This window comes from Rhodococcus sp. NPDC057529 (genome assembly GCF_042802055.1).
GTDB lineage: Bacteria > Actinomycetota > Actinomycetes > Mycobacteriales > Mycobacteriaceae > Rhodococcus_F.
The window spans coordinates 345,678-364,814 of sequence record NZ_JBHVEY010000007.1 but is presented as its reverse complement, the minus strand read 5'-3'; the positions used below and the strand labels follow the sequence as shown (position 1 = coordinate 364,814).

Genomic DNA, 19,137 nt, shown 5'->3' with positions numbered 1-19,137 from the left:
TGCTCGGGGACGCTTTGCCACTCACATGGGGGACAGGACGCGCGCGGCGAACGCGAGGGACCCCGGCATGGACGCCATCAGCGACCCGCGATGGTCCTCACCGACGAGTTGCTGGAATTCGACATCCACCCCGTGCTGCCGCATCTCGGCGAGCTGCGCCCACGTCAACGGAATCGGCACCGACGCGTCGGACAGGCTGTGCACCACCCGCAGGGGACGGTCGAAACCGTCGACGGGCACCTGCTGCATCTCCCGGAACAGCTCCCGGAACTGGTCGTTCCACAGCGGCGCCGCGAACAGGTCCCCGACCGACGTGGGGTGGGCGAGCAGGTACCGGCCGAGTTCGCGGCTGCACGTCACCTTCGCGAACTCCATCAGGTCGAGTCCCGTCGGCGACAGGTAGCGCCGGATGCCGACCTCGGGACGCTGGTCGTCGATACCGGCGAGGGTCAGCAGCGTGTAGTTCACGATTCCGGTGGTCGGCAGCGCCGGAACGGCGGGACCCGCGGCCGGGAAGAGCTGCTCGAGGTGGGTCGGCGCGGCCACGGCGACGGCTCCCCGGAAGTCGAGCGCGGGTGCCCGGGTGGTGGCCTCGCGGGCGGCGAAGTAGGTCGCCTGCCCGCCCTGCGACAGTCCGGTGACGATCCACCGGTCGGCGAGCACGTCACCGTAGACCTCGTGTGCGGCCAGGACGACGTCGACGGCGTTCGCGGCGGCCGCCGGACCGTCCAGATAGGCGTTGACACCCGATGTGCCGATTCCCGCGTAATCCGTTGCCGCGACGGCGTACCCGGCGGCGAGCCACTGCTCGATCGCGGGCAGTTCGACGTAGTTGAACCCGGCGACGGACGGTGCGCACTGATCGGCGACGCCGACGGTGCCGTGGGCGTAGGACACCACCGGCCAGCCGCCGGCGGGCGGGTCGCCGTGGGGAAGGAAGACCGATCCGGTCGATTCACCGGTCGCGGTGGAAGTACGGAGGGTGGAGTACCGCACCCGGACGCTGTCACCCGCCTGGGTGGGGACCGTACCGGGGGGCAGCTGCTCCTGCGTCAGCAGGATCCCGGGCGGCTGCGCGGAGACCTCGGCCGCGCCGGTGAGCAGCAGCAGAACCGCCGCCACCGCAGCCCCGAGCACTCTCATCGGCCCAGTATCCACCCGCAACCGACACGTGAGTGGCAAAGCGTGCGGGAGCACACTTTGCCACTCACGTGGGGGGAGCTAGACGAGCAGTTCGGCGATCTGAATGGTGTTGAGGGCGGCACCCTTACGCAGATTGTCGCCGGACACGAACAGTGCGAGCCCGCGACCCTCCGGAACACCCGGATCCTGACGGATCCGCCCGACCAGCGACGGGTCGCTGCCCGCGGCCTGGAGCGGGGTGGGGACGTCCACGAGCTGCACGCCGGGAGCCTTCGACAGGATCTCCTGCGCGCGTTCCACCGACAACGGACGCTCGAACTCGGCGTTGATCGACAGCGAGTGACCCGTGATCACGGGGACCCGGACACATGTGCCCGACACCAGCAGGTCGGGCAGGCCGAGGATTTTGCGGCTCTCGTTGCGGAGCTTCTGGTCCTCGTCCGTCTCACCGCTGCCGTCGTCGACGAGCGAGCCGGCCAGCGGCAGCACGTTGAACGCGATCGGCGCGACGTACTTGTTCGGGGCCGGGAAGTCGACGGCGCTGCCGTCGTGGACCAGCTTCTCCGCGTCGCCGATGACGGCGCGGGCCTGGCCAACCAACTCCTCGACACCGGCGATGCCGCTGCCGGAGACCGCCTGGTAGCTCGACACGATGAGACGCTGCAGACCGGCCTCGTCGTGCAGGACCTTCAGCACCGGCATCGCGGCCATCGTGGTGCAGTTGGGGTTGGCGATGATGCCCTTCGGCGGGTTCTTCGCCTGCTCCGGGTTCACCTCACTGACGACCAACGGCACGTCGGGGTCCTTGCGGAACGCCGAAGAGTTGTCGACGACGGTGGCGCCGGCCGCCGCGAAGCGCGGGGCCTGCTCACGGGACAGCGTGGCACCGGCCGAGAACAGGGCGATGTCGATGCCCTTCAGGTCCTCGTCGGACGTCGCGGACGCGTCCTCGACGACGATCTCCTCGCCGCGGAACGGCAGCTTCTTGCCCGCCGACCGCGCGGAGGCGAAGAACCGCACCTTGTCCGCGGGGAAATTGCGTTCCTCGAGGAGGGTGCGCATGACGATGCCGACCTGTCCGGTCGCACCGACGACAGCGATGGTGGTCATGATTACCGTCCCGTTCCTGCGTGCACGACGGCTTCTTCGTCGCCGCCGAGCTCGAATGCGTCGTGGATCGCCTTCACGGCCTTGTCCAGCTCCACGTCCTTGACGAGCACCGAGATGCGGATCTCCGACGTGGAGATGAGGTCGATGTTGACGCCGGCCTTCGCGAGCGCCTCACAGAACGTCGCGGTGACGCCCGGGTGGCTCTTCATGCCCGCGCCGACCAACGACACCTTGCCGATGTGGTCGTCGAACAGCACCTGCGTGAAGCCGATCTCGCCCTGCAGCTTGGTCAGCTTCTCGACCGCCCGCGGGCCGTCGGCCGTCGGCAGGGTGAACGTGATGTCCGTCTTGCCGGTCTCGACCTTCGAGATGTTCTGCAGCACCATGTCGATGTTGATCTCCGCCTCGGCCACCGCGCGGAAGACCTGCGCGGCGTAACCGGGGGTGTCGGGCAGGCCGACGACGGTGATCTTGGACTCGCCGCGATCGTGCGCGACTCCGGTGATGATTGCCTCTTCCACGGGGATGTCCTCCATCGATCCGGACACGATGGTGCCCGGCTTGGTCGTGTATGACGAACGGACGTGCACAGGCACGTTGTATCGGCGGGCGTACTCGACGCAGCGGAGCATGAGCACCTTCGCGCCGCACGCCGCGAGTTCGAGCATCTCCTCGAACGACACCGTCTCGAGCCGCTGCGCGTCGGGAACGATGCGCGGGTCGGCGGTGAAGATGCCGTCGACGTCGGTGTAGATCTCGCAGACGTCGGCCTCGAGGGCTGCGGCGAGGGCCACCGCGGTGGTGTCCGAACCGCCGCGCCCGAGGGTCGTCACGTCCTTGCTGTCCTGGCTGACGCCCTGGAATCCGGCGACGAGGACGATCGAGCCCTCGTCGAGCGCATCCCGGACGCGGCCCGGGGTGACGTCGATGATCTTGGCGTTGCCGTGAGCACCGGTGGTGATGACGCCCGCCTGCGAACCCGTGAACGAACGGGCCTCCGCACCGAGCGAATGAATTGCCATTGCGACGAGAGAATTGGAGATGCGCTCACCGGAGGTCAGCAGCATGTCCATTTCGCGGGCGGGTGGGGCTGGGCACACCTGCTGAGCCAGATCGAGCAGCTCATCAGTGGTGTCCCCCATCGCTGAAACCACGACGACGACATCGTTGCCGGCCTTCTTGGTCTCGACGATCCGTTCAGCCACTCGTCGGATTCTCTCGGCGGTTGCCACCGAGGATCCGCCGTACTTCTGGACGACGAGAGCCACGCGTTTCTACCTCCAGGTCGATGAATCTGTACTGGTCCAGCTGTCGAGCTTACCGGCGGAGTCCAATCTGATCCCGGGTGAGTCCGTTCGGCGGCCTATCCGAACGCCGTGTTCGCGGCGTCCGCGACCCTCGCCACGGCGGCGCAGTTCGGGCCGTGAACAGTGACGACTGCACTCGCATGGCCGAGCCTGCGGGTGAACTCGTCGACACCCGCTCCGGGCCGTGTGATGTCGATCGGCTCACCCATCGGGCTCGTCCACCGGCACCGGTCGCCGACCGTCTCCGGCTCGGCGGGAACGGGTGGTCTGTTTTCCTTCACCGGCGACATCGTGAACGACACGGTCACCTCGCTCCCGGGCACCCGATTCGGGTTCGGGAACAGGACGCAGTCGAACGGGGCGGGCCGCGACTCCGGATCGACGACGCGTCCGCCCGCCGTGGTCCCCAGCACGTCGAGGACTTCGCAGGGGTCGTGGACGGCGAGCGCCACCTGATCCGGGGAGCCGGCGTCGCGGGTGGGTATCCCCGACCGCATCCTGTCGATCGCCGCGTCCAGCACCGCGTCGACCAGCGGGCAGGCGTCCTGCCCGGCCACGGTTCCCGCGCGGACGGTCCCCCGCGGCCCGTCCTCGTCTCGGCGGTCGGTGCCGAGGTTCAGCCGGAAGACGCGCTCGCACGTCCCGCGCGTCAGGTCGGCGCCCGCATCGGACAGCACCGGCGGCAGCAGGGACACCTCCACATAGGTGGTGACGCCGTCGGGCCGCGTCAACAGCGCCGAGCACACCGACAATTGCACGGCGGACCCGTACTGCTGGACCGCGCCGGCGCTCCGCACCACCGCCTCGTCGAGCAGCCCGCACGGATCGGCGCCGCGCAGCGCGTCCTCGACGGCGACGTGCTCCTGCTGTCGTGGACTCAGCTCGTCCCGTGGGGAAGCCCCCGCAGTTCCCGAGACGGTGTGCGCACACCCGGACGTGATCGCGGCGCACAGGAGCGCCGCGGCGACTTTCTTCACTCGATCCCCCTCGAATCGGCCCGAACACTACCGCCGATTCACTGCCTCCCGGATCACATGGTCTTCACGATCGGCGGGATCTCGAACGTTCCGTCGAACACCTCGGCCCGGGGGCTGTACATCCGCAGCATCGGCCGGAATCCGGCGTCCGGTGTGGGCAGCCAGTTGGCGCGGGCGACCGGGTCGGCCGGGGCGGTGGCGCCGAGCGTGATGGTCAGCGAACCGTCGTCGGCGAACACCAGTCCCGGGGTGCGGTCGCCGATCGAATAGCGGTCGAGGGGATTGTCGACGAGAAAGAACTCCGGGAGGTCGTACATGGTGATCGACCAGAACGCGTCGACGGGCGGGGTCGGCGCGAACGTGAGCGTGTAGGTGTGTTCGCCGGAGAGTTCGTTGCCTTCGCTGTCGTGGTAGATCGGCGCGTACGCGGCCTCGTAGCCGTGGTTGCCCCACAGTCCCGCCATCGCGGCGCCGGCCCGCAGGCCCAGTGCCTTCGAGCGGTCCTCGATCCGCCACTCGGGTGAGTTCACGGTGCCGACCTCGAAGAAGTCGTCGTTGTAGTCGAAGGCGTGGTACATCAACTGCCAGCCGTTGACGACGGCCGCACCGGCACCCGATTTCAGTGCGGCAACCAACGATTGGTGCCCGGCCTCGGCGCCCGCCGTGAGGACGGACGCGAGATCCGGCGGGGCCTCGAGGTACGGCGACGCCCCGGTCTCGAGCAATCCGAGCGGGGCGAACATCTGCTCGGCGATCAGGTCCTGCGCGGCGGGCGGGTACGCCTGCGAGTACACCCGCAGCTTCTCCCAGAACCGAAGGTCCTCGGGGACGTTCGGGTCGGGTGCGGGCAGACCGACCGCCTGCGCCTGGTCGCCGACGGGTTCCAACGTCAGGGCCGACTGCAGCGCCTTCACCCGCTCCAGGTCGGCCTCGCCGTCGCAGGCCCAGCGGCCGACGATGGTGCCCACCGACGTGGGGAACGCGATCCGCGTCGCGCCGGCGGGGACCTCGCCGGACCACCCGGGGCCGGTCAGCAGATAACGGCCGGCCGCCGTTCCCGTCGCGCGTTTGCCGACGTACGCGAAATTGTCGGTCCACGCGTCGACGAACTGCAGCACGTAGTACGCGCCGCCGCTGTCGGGCACCCGCAGCAGTTGCGGGCCGTGGCCGAGGTCGATCTGGGCGATCGAGTAGACGGTGTCGTTGTTGACCGAGACGAAGGTGTCCCGCGGCCCGGCGAGTGTGCGGGCATGACTGAACGTGTTGAACGGTGCGGGCGCGAGGCTCCCCATCCCGTCCGCCACGAAACGGTTCACCTGGTCGAGATCGAACACCAGCGGGAAACCGTACACCCACGCCTTCGCGGCGAGTTCCTGCAATTCTTCGCTGACGGTCACGAATCCTCCTCTGGCCGTTTTCGGCTCACATCGGCAAGCGCTTCCCGCACGGTCGGGTACAGACCGACGGGTGAAGTGTGGGAGTCCGCCCGGCGCATCGTGTCGCGGAACTGGCCGATGTCTCGGGCCACCCGGAGGTCGACGCCCCTGCGTTCCAGGGCGTCCCGCAGTTGCCCCAGCATCTGCGCCGCACTGACGTCGATGAACGGGGACGTCTCCGCGTCGAGCACCACCGTCCTGGTGTCGTCGGTGCACAGTTCTTCGATGCGGTCCTTCACGTGATCGGCGTTGGCGAAGAACAATCCGGACTCGACCCGCACGACCACCACGTGCGGAGTGGAGGGCAGTTCGGGGTGACGTTCGGCGTCCACCCACAGCGACCCGTCCTTCACGAGCGCCGCGACGTGGGGACGGGAGGCTCGGTAGAGCAGCAGGAGCATGGAGACGCCGATGCCGATGACCAGCCCGGGCAGGGTGTCGAAGAGCAGAACACCCACCATCGCCGCGAGAGCCGCCGCGAAGTCGGCGCGCGCGGCGTGGCCGTAGATGCTGCCCAGCCGCGCCGTCCACACCCCGTACAGCCTGCGGAGCGCGGCGATGTCGACGAGTTCGACGACAGCGGCGATCACCACCGCGGCCAGGGTCGCTTCGGGCAGGTTCTCGAAGAGGCCGGTGAGGAACAGCAGCGTGACCACGGTCAGCGCGGTGACGACGAGACCGCTGACCTGAGATTTCGCGCCCGCCCCTCCATTCACCGCCGTCTTGGAGAGGCTGCCGTTGACCACCATTCCCGAGCACAACCCGGAACCGAGGTTTGCGGTGCCGAGGCCGAGAAGTTCCCGGTTCGGGTCGATCTCGTAGCCTTCCTTCGCCGCGTACGTCTTCGCGGCGCCGAGACCTTCGGCGAAGCCGATCAGCAGCACGCCGACCGCCGGACCCAGCAGGTCGACGTAGTCGTCGAACCCGACTCCGGCCGGCAGACCGAGCGAGGGCAGACCCGGATCGATGTGCCCGACGATGTCGACGCCCCGGTCGTCCAGCCCGAACAACGACACCGCCGCGATCCCGAGGAGCACGGCGAGCAGCGATCCCGGGACCAGCGGCAGCCAGCGTGTGAACCCGAGCACCACCACCAGGCTGAGACCGCCGACGACGAGCGTCACCCAGTGCAGGTCCCCGAGATGGGTGAGCACCCCCCAGGCCTGTTCGAAGAAGTTGCCCTGCTCCTTCTCCACTCCGAACAGCGCGGGCACCTGTCCGACGATGATGGTGAGGGCGAGGCCGACGATGAAGCCCTTCAGCACCGGCTCGGAGATGAACGAGGCGATGAATCCGAGGCGCAGCAGACCGGCCAGCAGCCCCGCGATCCCGGTGGCGATCGCGAGGACGGCGGACAGCGCCGCATACTTTCCGCCGTCCGCACCGGCCAGCGGCGCGACGATCGCCGCCGACAGGGCTGCGGTCGCCGACATCGGACCCACCACGAGGTGACGCGAACTGCCCGCCGCCGCGTACAGGATCAGTGCCGGGACCGCCGCGTAGAGGCCGACGACCGGTGGCACCCCCGCGATGGTCGCGTAGGCCAGTGCCTCCGGGACCAGCACCGCCCACACGGTCAGGCCCGCGATCACATCGGGCCTGATCCACCCCCGTTGGTAGTCCCGCAGCGAGCCGAACACCGGCCAGGTGCCGGTCACGGTACTCACCACGTCGTCATCGTCCTAGTCCCTGGCGGTGTCCCAGGTGGTGACCGCCCAGATCACGACGACGTCGAGTGCGATGATCAGAATCGACCACAGCGGGTAGTAGGGCAGCCACAGGAAGTTGGCGAGGATCGACAGCGCGGCGATGCAGACCGCGACGACGCGAGCCCACGTGGCGCCCGTCATCAGTCCGATCGCGCTGATGGCCAGGACGACGCCCAGCACGATGTGGATCCAGCCCCACGCGGTGGTGTCGAACTGGTAGGTGTATTGGACGCCGATGACCAGCAGATCGTCGGACGCGACTGCGGCGATGCCCTGGAAGAACGAAATCACGCCGACGGTCAGCAGCAATATCGCCGCTGCCAGTGAAGTTCCTGCTGCAAAACCCTGTTTCACAGGGCTGTCCGTCCTGGACTCCGGGGTAGTCGTCATGTCCATGCCCTTCTCGAAAGTGTGTTTGCGAACAGTCGAATCGTCCGGCCCCCGGAGGTGCGAGGCATCATCCGCGCCGGGTGATCCTCATCTGCAACGGATGATGTGACGCCGACGGCGTGGTGCAAGAGTCGAATCGGGGCATCCCGGAAGACCGGCCGTTGCGAAGGGACACGCGATGATCGATCCGCAGGACGCATCCGGCGCGGAGCCGGACACTCGGTGGTCGATGCCGCGCGGCCTGATCGTGATCCTCGGATTGGCCGCGCTCGTCATCACCGTGGCCGGGATCCAGGTGGCGGCGCCGATCCTCGCCCCGATCTTCCTCGCCCTCATGCTCACCGTCGCGGTCCATCCGCTCCCCGTGTGGCTTCACGGGAAGGGTGTGCCGCCGTGGCTCGCGACGATCGCCGCGATCCTGGTCGTCAACGGCATCCTCGTCGTACTCGTGCTGTCGCTGGCGCTGTCGGTCGCGCAGCTCGCCACGCTCCTCCCGGAGTACGCGGACGACTTCACGTCCCTCATCGACAGCGCCCAGAGCTTCCTGAACAGCCACGGCGTGAACTCCACCAGCGCCCAGACCCTGCTCTCCCAAGTGGATTACACCACGGTGTTCGGTTTCGTGGACGGCATCCTGCAGGCGATGCTGGGGGTCTTCTCGAACCTGCTGTTCCTCGCCGCCCTCCTGCTGTTCATGGCGGTCGACGGAAGCTCCTACGGTTCGCGGATGAGCATCGTCACGCGGATGCGCCCCGACATCGCCACCGCCCTGTCCGCCTTCTCCCTCGGCACCCGCAAGTACCTGGTCGTGACCACCGTCTTCGGTTTGATCGTCGCGGTCATCGACACCGGAGCACTATGGGCGCTGGGGATTCCGCTGCCGATCCTGTGGGGCCTGCTGTCGTTCATCACCAACTACATCCCGAACGTCGGCTTCGTACTCGGACTCGTCCCGCCCGCCCTGCTCGGGCTGCTGCAGGGCGGGCCGGGGCTGATGCTGACCGTCATCGTCCTGTACAGCGTCATCAACGTCATCATCCAGTCCGTGATCCAGCCCAAGTTCGTCGGGGACGCTGTCGGCCTGTCCGTGACGTTCACGTTCCTGTCGCTGGTGTTCTGGACGTGGATCCTCGGACCGCTCGGCGCGATCCTCGCCATCCCGCTGACGCTGATGGCGAAGGCACTGCTGATCGACATCGACCCGTCCACGAGGTGGATCAACACGATCCTCAGCAGCTCACCCACACCCCCGGCACCGGCCACCACCCCCACCCCGCCACGACACGAGAAGGAAGAACCATGACACCCGACTTCTCCGACACCACCGATTTCGAAGACGCCGACCGCGGTTTCGTCGACCGTCTCGACCCCTGCACCGTCGCGGACGCGGACGGTCGCACGGTGTGGGACATGCAGGAGTACGCGTTCCTGTCCGGCGACTGCCCGGACACGGCCGACCCGAGCCTGTGGCGGCAGTCGCAACTGTGCGCGAAGGACGGGCTGTACGAGGTCACCGACGGCATCTACCAGCTGCGCGGAATCGACCTGTCCAACATGACGATCGTCGAGGGCGAGACGGGTGTCCTGGTGATCGACCCGCTCATCTCGCAGGAGACCGCGGCCGCCGCGCTCGCGCTGTACCGGAAGAACCGGGGCGACCGGCCCGTCACCGGCGTCATCTACACCCACTCCCACATCGACCACTTCGGTGGCGTCGTCGGCGTCCTCCCGGACGGTCGCGGCGACGTCCCGATCCTCGCGCCCGAAGGGTTCCTCGAACACGCGGTCTCCGAGAACGTCTACGCCGGAACGGCGATGGGCAGGCGCGCCACCTACATGTACGGACCGCTGCTGCCCAAGGGTCCGCGCGGGCACCTCGGGGCGGGGCTCGGAACGAACACGTCGACCGGCAGGCCCGGGCTGATCCCGCCGACCGTCGACATCACCCACACCGGTCAGGAGGAGACCGTCGACGGCATCCGGATCCTCTTCCAGGTGACGCCCGGAACGGAGGCGCCCGCCGAGATGAACTTCCTGTTCCCGGACCATCGGGCACTGTGCATGGCCGAGAACGCCACCCACAACCTGCACAATCTCCTCACACTGCGCGGCGCACTTGTCCGCGATCCCCGCGCCTGGTCGCGGTATCTCGACCAGGCGATCGAGATGTTCGACGGCGGCTACGACGTCTCGTTCGCGTCCCACCACTGGCCGACGTGGGGTCGCGACCGGGTGGTGAAATTCCTGTCGGAGCAGCGCGACCTGTACCAGTACCTGCACGACCAGACGCTGCGGATGCTCAACGCGGGACTGACCGGGATCGAGATCGCCGAAGATTTCCCGCTGCCGCCCGCCCTCGAATCCGCCTGGCATGCGCGCGGGTACTACGGCTCGGTCAGCCACAACGTGAAGGCGATCTACCAGCGGTACATGGGTTGGTTCGACGGCAACCCGACGTCACTGTGGCAGCATCCGCCCGAAGGCGCGGCCACCCGCTACGTCGAATGCATGGGCGGCCAGGACGAGGTCCGGTCGAAGGCGACGCAGTACCTCGAGCGCGGAGATCTGCGGTTCGCCGCCGAACTGCTCAAGCACGCCGTGTTCGCCGACCCCTCCGACGACGCGGCCAAGGACCTGCTGGCCCGCACATACGAGCAACTCGGCTTCGGTGCGGAGAACGCCACCTGGCGCAACTTCTACCTCACCGGGGCACTCGAACTGCGCGGCGGCATCGTCGCCCCGCCGCTCAGCGACCTCGGCGCGGACATGCTGAGTGCCCTGACGATCGACCAGATCTTCGACTCCGTCGCCCTCCGCATCAACGGCCCGCGAGCCTGGGACGCCACCCTCGTCGCGGAATGGCACTTCACCGAACCCGAAGCGCACTACCGGACCACGCTGTCCAACGGCGCGCTCATCCAGACGGTCGCGCCGAGGACGCCGACGCAACCGGACGTCACGCTGACCCTGACGAAGATGCAGTTGCTTGCCCTGTTCGCCGGCCGGGGACTGGAGGGCATCGAGGTGACGGGCGACCCGTCGAAACTCCTCGCCCTCACCGCATTGCTCGACCCGCCCGACAACGCGTTCCCGATCGTCACGCCGTAGGCGCTCCGCGCCCGTGAGTGGTTAGAGAGTCTCTGGACTCCTTGACCACTCACGGGCGGCGGAGCCGCCTACCCGAAGTCGACGATCGCGAGATTGCCCGGAAGCTCATCCGTCCGCGGCTCACCGGTGGGCAGTTTTCCCTGCAGGAACTGCCCCGACAGGTAGTCGTCCGCGTCGAGGATCTGCTGCGGCGCCACCTGCCCGTCGTATTCGAAGCTGTCGAAGACGTACGGCAGGGAGTCGGCATAGAGCAGGCTCGGGCCGTTCATGAGCTGGAAGTGCAGGTGCGACGCGTTGGCGTTGCCGGTGTTCCCGAGTTTCGCGAGCGTGTCGCCCTTCGAGACCTTGTCCCCGGGCTTGACGAGCAGCGAACCCTCGATGAAGTGCGCGTACATCGCGTAGACGCCGCCCCCGAGGTCGAGGACGACGTGGTTTCCGTCGACGTTCTCGACGGTGAGTTTCGCGGCGAGTTCCGGCACCTCGGCGGGCAGTGTGCCCGGGGCGTTGGCGGGCACGTTGTCCAATGTGGCTACGACCGTTCCGTCGGCGACGGCGTACACGTCGGACCCGTAGTCGACGTAGCTCTCGTTCTTCGTCCGGTCGCCGGTGTAGAACTCGCCCTGGTCGTTGGTGCGTTTCCAGTCGATCGCGAACCGCTGACTGTTGTTGATCTTGCCGTCGACCGGGAGCGGCGACGTGCGGTGCGGGAATCCCGGCAGGCAGCAGCCGTTGAGGGCAATCCAGTTGTCGCCCTTCAGCGGTGGCGAGATGACGCGTGGGGTCCCGGCGTCGATGTCGAGGGCGGTGATCAGATAGTCGACGGGGGATGGTTCCCGCGACGACGGCGCAGCCGCGGCGCTGCCGTACAGGTGGTGGAGCACCGCCTTGGGGGCCTGATCGAGCGAGTCGAACGTGTAGTCGACGAACAGGATACGAGTCTCCTGCGGCGGAATCGCCGTGGAGGTGGCTGCCGGCGCGGTCAGCATTCGCAGCCGGTTGCAGTCGCCGTACGGACAATTCGGTTCGACGAGCGCCGCACCGGAGAACGACGCGATCACCTTCGACGGGTCGGTCCCGTCGACGACGTCCAGTTTGTCGAGCGTCGCCGGGACGGGTGTCGCGTTCGTCAGCTGGAGGTCGTAGGCGACGTGGTACTTGCCGTCGGTGCCCGGGAACGGGAAGGTCGGATCACCGATCGGGGTGAGGATCAGTCCCGTGTAGGCGTCGGGCACGGTGACCGCGCCGGTCCCGCCTTCCGTCGTCGGCGACGCACTCGTCTCCGGCGCGTCGTCGCTGCTCGAGCACCCCGCCGCGACGAGTGCGATCGACATCATCAGCCCGGCAACTGCCAACTTCATGGTCACTCCGTTCAGGCACTTCGCCGCGGCCCTGCGCCCTTCGACGTGGTCATCGTCCGCCGATTCGCCGGCGACGGATTCACCCGTCTCGTGTGAACTTCGGATTGCTGCCGGTTTGCGGAAACCACGTTCATCCACACAGAACAACTGGTACTCGCTAAAATCGTCGCACCGACTTTCTGCGTCGGGGATTGGCGTTTGTCGAAGATCGTTTCTCGGTGCAGCGAGAATTGGGGGTCGGCGTGACGGCAGCACCGCTCGGGGAATTTCATCTGAGTACTCGAATACCTTCGAGTGCAGGGGGTCGAACGGTCACCCGGACCCGCCTGCACACCATGCTCACCGACGCGCTCACCGACGAGACCCACCCGTATCCGGTCGCGCTGGTCTGCGCGCCTGCCGGGTCGGGGAAGACGCGGGCGGTGGCCGACTGGGCGCGGGAGTTGCTGGCCGCCGACGACGCCCCGACCATTGCCTGGCTCACCATCGAGGAGCGGCACAACGACCTCGACGTCGTCCACCGGGCGATCCTCCGCGCACTCACCGACTCCGGAAATCCTCGTCTGCGGAAGGCGTGCGCCGGGCTCGTTTCGGAGTCACCGGACCTCGGCGCCACGTTGTCGGCCGCGTTGCACGAACTCGGCGAGAACGTCTGGATGATCATCGACGACGCCCACCTCCTGCGCGACACCGACGTGCTCACCGATCTCGAGTCGTTCATGCGCTGGCAGCCGCCGATGCTGCGGACGGTCATCGTCGGACGCTTCGAGCCGCCGCTCGCGCTGCAGCGGCTTCGCCTGGACGGCAGGCTGTTCACGCTCACGGCAACGGATCTCGCCTTCACGTCCGACGAGTCCGCCGAGATGCTCGACGAGCACGGCGTGGTGCTACCCCCGGACGATCTCGACGCCCTCATGGTTCGCACGGAGGGCTGGGCTGCCGGAATCCGGCTGGCGGGAATGTCTTTGGAAGGACATCCGGATCCGAGCCGGTTGATCGCCGAGTTCTCGGGCGACCGCCGGGCCGTCGCCGACTATCTCATCGAGGAGGTCCTCGCCGGCCAGACCGACGAGATGCGCGAGTTCCTCCTGCGCACGTCCGTCCCCGCCTCGTTCACGGTCGAACTCGCCGAGAAACTCACGGGCTGCACGGACGCACACGGCAACATCGACTGGCTCGAGCACCACAATTTTCTGATCAGCCGAATCACCGAGAACCCCACCCACTATCGCTACCACCCGCTGCTGCGCAGTTATCTGCGCGCGGAGATCAGCCGGATCGGCCACGTCGAAGTCGAGCATCTCGAATTGACGGCTGCCCACTGGCACGACGAATTCGGGGATGCGCTGCTCGCACTCGAGCACGCGGTGAACTCCGGTGATCACGACGAGATCGTGGCACTGCTGGCCCGGACGTCGCTACCCCTGATCATCGGGGGCCACGGCGAGGCCGTCGACCGGATTCTCACGCGGGCGCCCCGGGCGTCGCAGGACCATCCGTCGGCGCGGCTGCTCCGCGCCGCCGCCGCGCTCGCCTCGGGAAACATCCCGGTGGCCACGTCCACCCTCGAACTCCTCGACCGCAGGAAGTCGGGACTGCTGGTGGACGGGGCCACCGAATCCCGGGTGCACCTGCTGCTCCGCGAATCGCTGCGGGTGCAGACCGCGATCGGCACCGGCGACATCGAGACCGCGCTGAAGCGCCTGCAGAGCGTGGGCGGCGGATCGAGCGGCGACCCCGATCTCGACGCGTTCGTCCTGCTCCAGGAAGGGCGTGCGCTGCTCTTCCTCGGACGGGACGACGACGCGGAGGCCGTGCTCGGGAGGTCACTCGCGCACGCGCGGCTCGGCGACGCACCGTTGAGCGTCATGTACTGCTTGGGAACTCTCGCCGCCGTCTCGATGTCGCGGGGGGACGTCAGGGTGGCGTCCGAACTGGTGGACGAGGCCCTGACGATCGGCCGGACGCAGTCGGCGACGAGCGATCCGACGTTCCAGTTGACGAAGCTGATCGACTCCTGGTGCCGCTACATGCGGATGGACCCCGACGCCGCCCGTGTCGCCGCCGAATCCGCAGAGGCGTTGCGTCGCGCGAGCACCGCAACCGCGGGTTTCGCCGACGGCGCCGCGGCCCTGTTCGGTCTCGACGAGTCCGAACACCGGCACGCTTCGGTGACGATGGTGCATGCGGACAGCCCCGTGTCGTCCGCGCTACCGATGCCGCCGGGAATCCGGGCGGTGCTGCTGCCCACCATCCAGTACGCGTATCTGTCCGCCGGTGAGATCGGGTGGGCGCACGAGTTGGCCACCGAGGCGCAGGCCTACCTCGGGCCCACCGGCGACACACCCCTCGTCGAGGCGATCATCCACCTGCATCTGCACCGCCTCGACCTGGCCCGCCGGACGATCCAGCCGGTCCTGGACGGTGAACTGGACTGCGCGGCGGGCACCAACCTGATCGCGGCGTGGCTCGTGGACGCGTCGATCGCGCTTGCCCGGAAACATGATTCGCGCGCCCACAGCGCACTGACCGAGGCGTTGCGTCTCGCGGAGCCGCAGTCGGTGCTGCGTCCGTTCCACGACTGCGGACCACAGATCCGGGATCTTCTCGTGCGGAGCACCGGCCGGTTCGGGGTGCTCGAACCGTTCGCGGAGAGGCTCCGCGCGTCGTTCCCCCGGTCGGAGAGCACGGCATCCGACATGCTCACTCCCCGTGAACTGGAACTCCTCGTGGAGCTTCCGTCCTGGCGCACCGCCGAGCAGATCGCGGCCGACCTGTGCGTGTCGGTGAACACGGTGAAGACGCATTTGCGCGGGATCTACCGCAAACTCGGCGTCACGTCCCGCCGCGACGCGATCGCCGCCGCGCAACACAACGGATTGCTCTGAGACGGTTCACCACTTGCGGGTGAGGCGCGTCGCCGTTCCGTGGGTCACCCTGAAATCTACGGCTGACCGAGTTCTGGAACGACGATGCGAATGAAGGAGCCCGCCGTGGTGCGTCCTGAATCGAACTGGCCCGGCAAGGTCAGGTACGCCTTCCTGATCAGCGGCGCCCTGTCCGATCGGGTGCTGGCGGCCTTCCCCGAGTTGGACGTCTCGGACGTCACGACCGGTGACACGACGCTCTACGGTCCGGTCGACGGCCCGACGGATCTCCGCGGCATGCTGGCCCGCTTCGACGCGCTGGGGCTGACCGTTCTCGAGATGCGCAGGCTACCGGACTGACGGGGCTGCGGGGTTCAATGGTGAAGGGTCCCGGGAGGCGGTGAAGCCGAGTGAGCGGCGAGTTCGAACCGGGCACGGTGTTTGCCGGCTACGTGATCGAACGGGTTCTGGGACGAGGCGGGATGGGCACCGTCTACCTCGCCCAGCATCCCAACCTGCCGCGCAAGGTCGCTCTCAAACTGCTCGACACGTCGTGGACGAGCGACGACTACGTCCGGTCGCGTTTCGAGTCGGAAGCGGACCACGCCGCCCACCTCGACCATCCCAACATCGTCACCGTCCACGACCGCGGCCGCGAGGGCGGCAGGTTGTGGATCGCGATGCAGTACGTTCCCGGCGTCGACGCCCGGAGAGCGCTCAATTCCGGGGCACTGGACGTGGAGCGCGCCGTGCACATCGTCGGCGAGACCGGGAAGGCGCTCGATCACGCGCACGAGGCGGGGATCCTGCATCGCGACGTGAAGCCGGCGAACATCCTGCTCGCGCCGGGCGACCCGGAACGTGTGCTGCTCACCGATTTCGGCACCGCCAAGGCCCTGGACGAGACGCATCAGCTGACCCGCACCGGGATGCTGGTGGCGACACTGCATTACGCGGCGCCCGAGCAGATCGAGGGCCGGACACTCGACCATCGGGTCGACATCTACGCGTTGGGCTGCACCTTCTTCCATCTGCTCACCAACGAACCGCCGTATCGCGGGACCACCGCGTCCTCGGTGATGCACGGTCATCTGAACGGGCCGATTCCCAAGCCGACCGTCGTGCGACCGGGGCTGCCCGCCGGTGTCGACGCCGTCGTCGCGCGCGCCATGGCCAAGGACCGCGAGGAGCGCTACTCGACGTGCCGTGAGTTCAGCGACGCCGTTCACGCGATCGAGTGGGACGCGCCCGGCAGCGTCACCCGTCCTGCTGCCCTCGCCGACTCCGCCGCGACCACCCGGACGAGCCGTCCCGCCGTGACCCGGCCCGACGCCGAGCCGGGTGCGGAGCCGACCACACCGACAACGGTCGCGGGCCGGTGGCGGCGCACACGCTGGCTGCTCGCCGCCCTTCTGGCGGTGGTCCTCGTCGCCGCCGCTGTCGCCTATGTCGTCTGGCCGGGCGAGGAGTCGGCCGACAGGCAGGTGGTGCTCCCACTGACCGGATTGCAGGGCCCGGCCGGGCTCGCGGTCTCGGGCAGCGGAAACCTGTACATCGCGGACAGCGCGGCCAAGCAGGTTCTGGAGGTGCGGGCCGGGTCCTACGAGCAGACGGTTCTGCCGTTCACCGGACTCGAGGTTCCGCAGGGAATTGCGGTCAGTGCGTCCGGCGACGTGTACGTGTCCGACCTCGTGACCAACACCGTGACGATGCTGCACGGCAGCACCCAGGTACCGATGCCGATCGGCGGGCTGAACCAGCCGTTCGGAATCGCACTCGGACCGGACGGAACGCTGTACGTCGCGGACACGCTGAACAACCGGGTGATGGCCCTGCGCGACGTCACCGCCGCCCCCGTTGCGGTACCGCTGACGGTGATCGGGCCGTTCGCCGTCGCCGTCGGTGAGCAGGGCGATCTCTACGTCGGCACGCCCAACAAGGTGCTCGCGTGGAACGCCGCCACCCGCGCGCAGAGCTTCCTGCCGTTCACCGACCTCCAGAGCGTCGGTGGTGTCGCGGTCGACGACGAAGGAACCGTGTACGCGATCGACCAGAACCACAACCGGATTCTGCGGCTGCCCGCCGGTTCGGACGAGCAGGAGGTCCTCCCGTTCACGGGCCTGGACCAGCCGGAAGGGATCGCCGTGTCGAGCCGGGGCGATGTGTACGTCGCGGACACCGACAACAGCCGGGTGGTCATGCTGCCCGCGGGCAGCTGACCGCTCAGGCCTGGCGTGCCAGGTCGAATCCGAACGATTCCGCGACGGCCTCGTCGACCCGGCCGTGGTGATTGGCGAGCAGTTCTTCGCGTTCGTTCGCGGAGAGACCGCCCCAGATGCCGTACGGTTCACCGACACTGAGCGCGTGCTCCCGGCACTGCACCAGCACGGGGCAGCCGCGGCAGATCATCTTGGCGCGGAAGTCCCGCATCTCGCGTGCCCGGCCCCGTTCGCGGTCGGGGTGGAAGAAGGTGGACGACTCGTAGCCGCGGCACGCGGCGTCCCTCTGCCAGTCCCACACCTCGGCGACCGGAATGGGAAGACTCAACCGATTGGACATTGCACTCCTCCAGATACTCGTGAGCCGTTGTGTGCGAGCCCGAGAACTCGTTCCCGGGCCAGATCGGCGGCGCCGACGATGCCGACGTTCGCGCCGAGTTCCGCCAGTCGCACCTCGGCGACCGGTCGATGTGCGCGTCCCGTGAGACGGTTCTCGAAAGCGGCAGCGGCGGGACCGCGCAGCAGTTCACCGGCCTCGCAGACTCCCCCGCCGATGATGAACAGGTCGGGGTCGAAGAACGCGGCGATGTCCGCCATGCCGTGTCCCAGCCAGGAACCGATCACCCGGAAACATTCGAGCGCGGCGGGGTCGCCGTCCTGCGCCGCGGCGGTGACGTGCAGGCCGGTGATGGCGTCCGCCCTTCCCCCGGCCCGGGCGAGGAGGTCGGCGGCGAAACCGGGCGACACGTTCGCGAGGTCCTGCGCTTCCCGGACGAGTGCCCGCCCGCTGGCGTAACGCTCCCAGCAGCCGTGGTTGCCGCAGCCGCACCGGCGGCCGTGCGGTTCGACGTTGAGGTGCCCGAACTCCGCGGCCACCCCGAACTTGCCGCGGTGGAGGACGCCGTCGACGACGATGCCGCCGCCGATCCCGGTTCCCACGGTGAGCACGACGACGGTCTGTCCCGTCCGCCCGGCCCCGAAGCGCGCTTCGCCCCAGGCGGCGGCGTTGGCGTCGTTCTCCACCACCGTCGGCAATCCGCACGCCGCTTCGACCACCGCACCGAGCGGTTCGTTGCGCCAGGCGAGGTTCGGGGCGAACAGCACGGTGCTGAGGTCGGCGGCGACGAAGCCCGCCGCGCCGATGCCGACAGCCCGGACCGGGTGGGTACCGGCCAGATCCCGGACGAGTTCGGCGATGACGTTCTCGACACCGCGCGCATCGTGGGACGGGGTGTCACGACGCACCATCCGGTGGATGACTCCGTCGGTGTCGACCACGCCGGCAGCGATCTTCGTGCCACCCACGTCGATGCCAATTGTCAGAGCCATGTCTCGTGTCCTCTTCAAAATCTACGAGTGAGCGGTGTCACGCTGACACTAGAGGACCTTTGGCTCGTTATCAATACGTACTTTGGTTTTTCTAAGAACAAAGTGTGCGGTATGTCAGCACCGATCGGAAGCTTCGCGATCTCATCCCCGAGGAGTGATCCGGGACTGCGCAGGTAGGAGGACG

15 protein-coding genes are annotated in these 19,137 nt (G+C 68.0%); 5 read left to right on the top strand and 10 right to left on the bottom strand.

Annotated elements, in window-relative coordinates; translation table 11 throughout:
* Positions 1-21 precede the first annotated feature (21 nt).
* The 7 genes from ACFU5V_RS16620 to ACFU5V_RS16590 form a co-directional block, all read right to left on the bottom strand.
* The gene (locus ACFU5V_RS16620; RefSeq protein ID WP_378700659.1) at positions 22-1,143 is read right to left on the bottom strand and encodes an alpha/beta hydrolase family protein; all 1,122 of its coding nucleotides are present in this window, start codon (positions 1,141-1,143) and stop codon (positions 22-24) included.
* 78 nt (positions 1,144-1,221) lie between these two features.
* Entirely contained in the window at positions 1,222-2,253 is a 1,032-nt protein-coding gene (locus ACFU5V_RS16615) for an aspartate-semialdehyde dehydrogenase (protein WP_087557241.1), read from the bottom strand.
* Positions 2,254-2,255: 2 nt separating this feature from the next.
* Entirely contained in the window at positions 2,256-3,521 is a 1,266-nt protein-coding gene (locus ACFU5V_RS16610; protein ID WP_005248517.1) for an aspartate kinase, read from the bottom strand.
* A gap of 95 nt (positions 3,522-3,616) precedes the next feature.
* Complete coding sequence (locus ACFU5V_RS16605; protein WP_378700655.1) at positions 3,617-4,537, bottom strand: hypothetical protein; 921 nt, start codon at positions 4,535-4,537, stop codon at positions 3,617-3,619.
* 53 nt (positions 4,538-4,590) lie between these two features.
* Positions 4,591-5,934 carry a DUF1254 domain-containing protein gene (locus ACFU5V_RS16600; RefSeq protein ID WP_378700653.1) on the bottom strand — a complete coding sequence of 448 codons (1,344 nt, stop codon included), beginning with the start codon at positions 5,932-5,934 and terminating at the stop codon, positions 4,591-4,593.
* Entirely contained in the window at positions 5,931-7,643 is a 1,713-nt protein-coding gene (locus ACFU5V_RS16595) for a SulP family inorganic anion transporter (protein WP_378700650.1), read from the bottom strand. Before ACFU5V_RS16595 ends, ACFU5V_RS16600 begins: the two co-directional genes overlap by 4 nt.
* Before the next feature lie 12 nt (positions 7,644-7,655).
* On the bottom strand, positions 7,656-8,078 hold the full coding sequence (locus ACFU5V_RS16590) for a hypothetical protein (RefSeq protein WP_083395660.1): 423 nt from the start codon (positions 8,076-8,078) through the stop codon (positions 7,656-7,658).
* A 172-nt stretch (positions 8,079-8,250) separates the two neighbouring features.
* On the opposite strand from ACFU5V_RS16590, the gene ACFU5V_RS16585 reads away from it, so the two are divergent.
* A complete protein-coding gene (locus ACFU5V_RS16585) occupies positions 8,251-9,375 on the top strand; it encodes an AI-2E family transporter (RefSeq protein ID WP_378432809.1) in 1,125 nt (374 codons plus the stop codon).
* Positions 9,372-11,180: an alkyl/aryl-sulfatase gene (locus tag ACFU5V_RS16580; RefSeq protein ID WP_378700647.1), complete on the top strand. Its 1,809-nt coding sequence runs from the start codon at positions 9,372-9,374 to the stop codon at positions 11,178-11,180. Before ACFU5V_RS16585 ends, ACFU5V_RS16580 begins: the two co-directional genes overlap by 4 nt.
* A 68-nt stretch (positions 11,181-11,248) precedes the next feature.
* Here the strand turns inward: ACFU5V_RS16580 and ACFU5V_RS16575 are convergent, their stop codons facing one another.
* A complete protein-coding gene (locus tag ACFU5V_RS16575) occupies positions 11,249-12,538 on the bottom strand; it encodes a M23 family metallopeptidase (RefSeq protein WP_378700644.1) in 1,290 nt (429 codons plus the stop codon).
* A gap of 335 nt (positions 12,539-12,873) precedes the next feature.
* Between ACFU5V_RS16575 and ACFU5V_RS16570 the strand changes: the two genes are divergently transcribed.
* The 3 genes from ACFU5V_RS16570 (at position 12,874) to ACFU5V_RS16560 (ending at position 17,624) form a co-directional block, all read left to right on the top strand.
* Entirely contained in the window at positions 12,874-15,426 is a 2,553-nt protein-coding gene (locus tag ACFU5V_RS16570) for a LuxR C-terminal-related transcriptional regulator (RefSeq protein ID WP_378700641.1), read from the top strand.
* Between the two features lie 90 nt (positions 15,427-15,516).
* On the top strand, positions 15,517-15,765 hold the full coding sequence (locus ACFU5V_RS16565) for a hypothetical protein (RefSeq protein ID WP_378432845.1): 249 nt from the start codon (positions 15,517-15,519) through the stop codon (positions 15,763-15,765).
* Positions 15,766-15,815: 50 nt separating this feature from the next.
* Positions 15,816-17,624: a serine/threonine-protein kinase PknD gene (locus tag ACFU5V_RS16560; protein WP_378700639.1), complete on the top strand. Its 1,809-nt coding sequence runs from the start codon at positions 15,816-15,818 to the stop codon at positions 17,622-17,624.
* A 4-nt stretch (positions 17,625-17,628) separates the two neighbouring features.
* Here the strand turns inward: ACFU5V_RS16560 and ACFU5V_RS16555 are convergent, their stop codons facing one another.
* Together ACFU5V_RS16555 and ACFU5V_RS16550 are read right to left on the bottom strand one after the other, a co-directional pair.
* Positions 17,629-17,964, bottom strand: a complete 336-nt coding sequence (locus ACFU5V_RS16555; protein WP_005253437.1) for a WhiB family transcriptional regulator — start codon at positions 17,962-17,964, stop codon at positions 17,629-17,631.
* Complete coding sequence (locus ACFU5V_RS16550; protein WP_378700637.1) at positions 17,949-18,953, bottom strand: ROK family glucokinase; 1,005 nt, start codon at positions 18,951-18,953, stop codon at positions 17,949-17,951. The genes ACFU5V_RS16555 and ACFU5V_RS16550 overlap by 16 nt, the downstream gene beginning before the upstream one ends.
* Positions 18,954-19,137 lie beyond the last annotated feature (184 nt).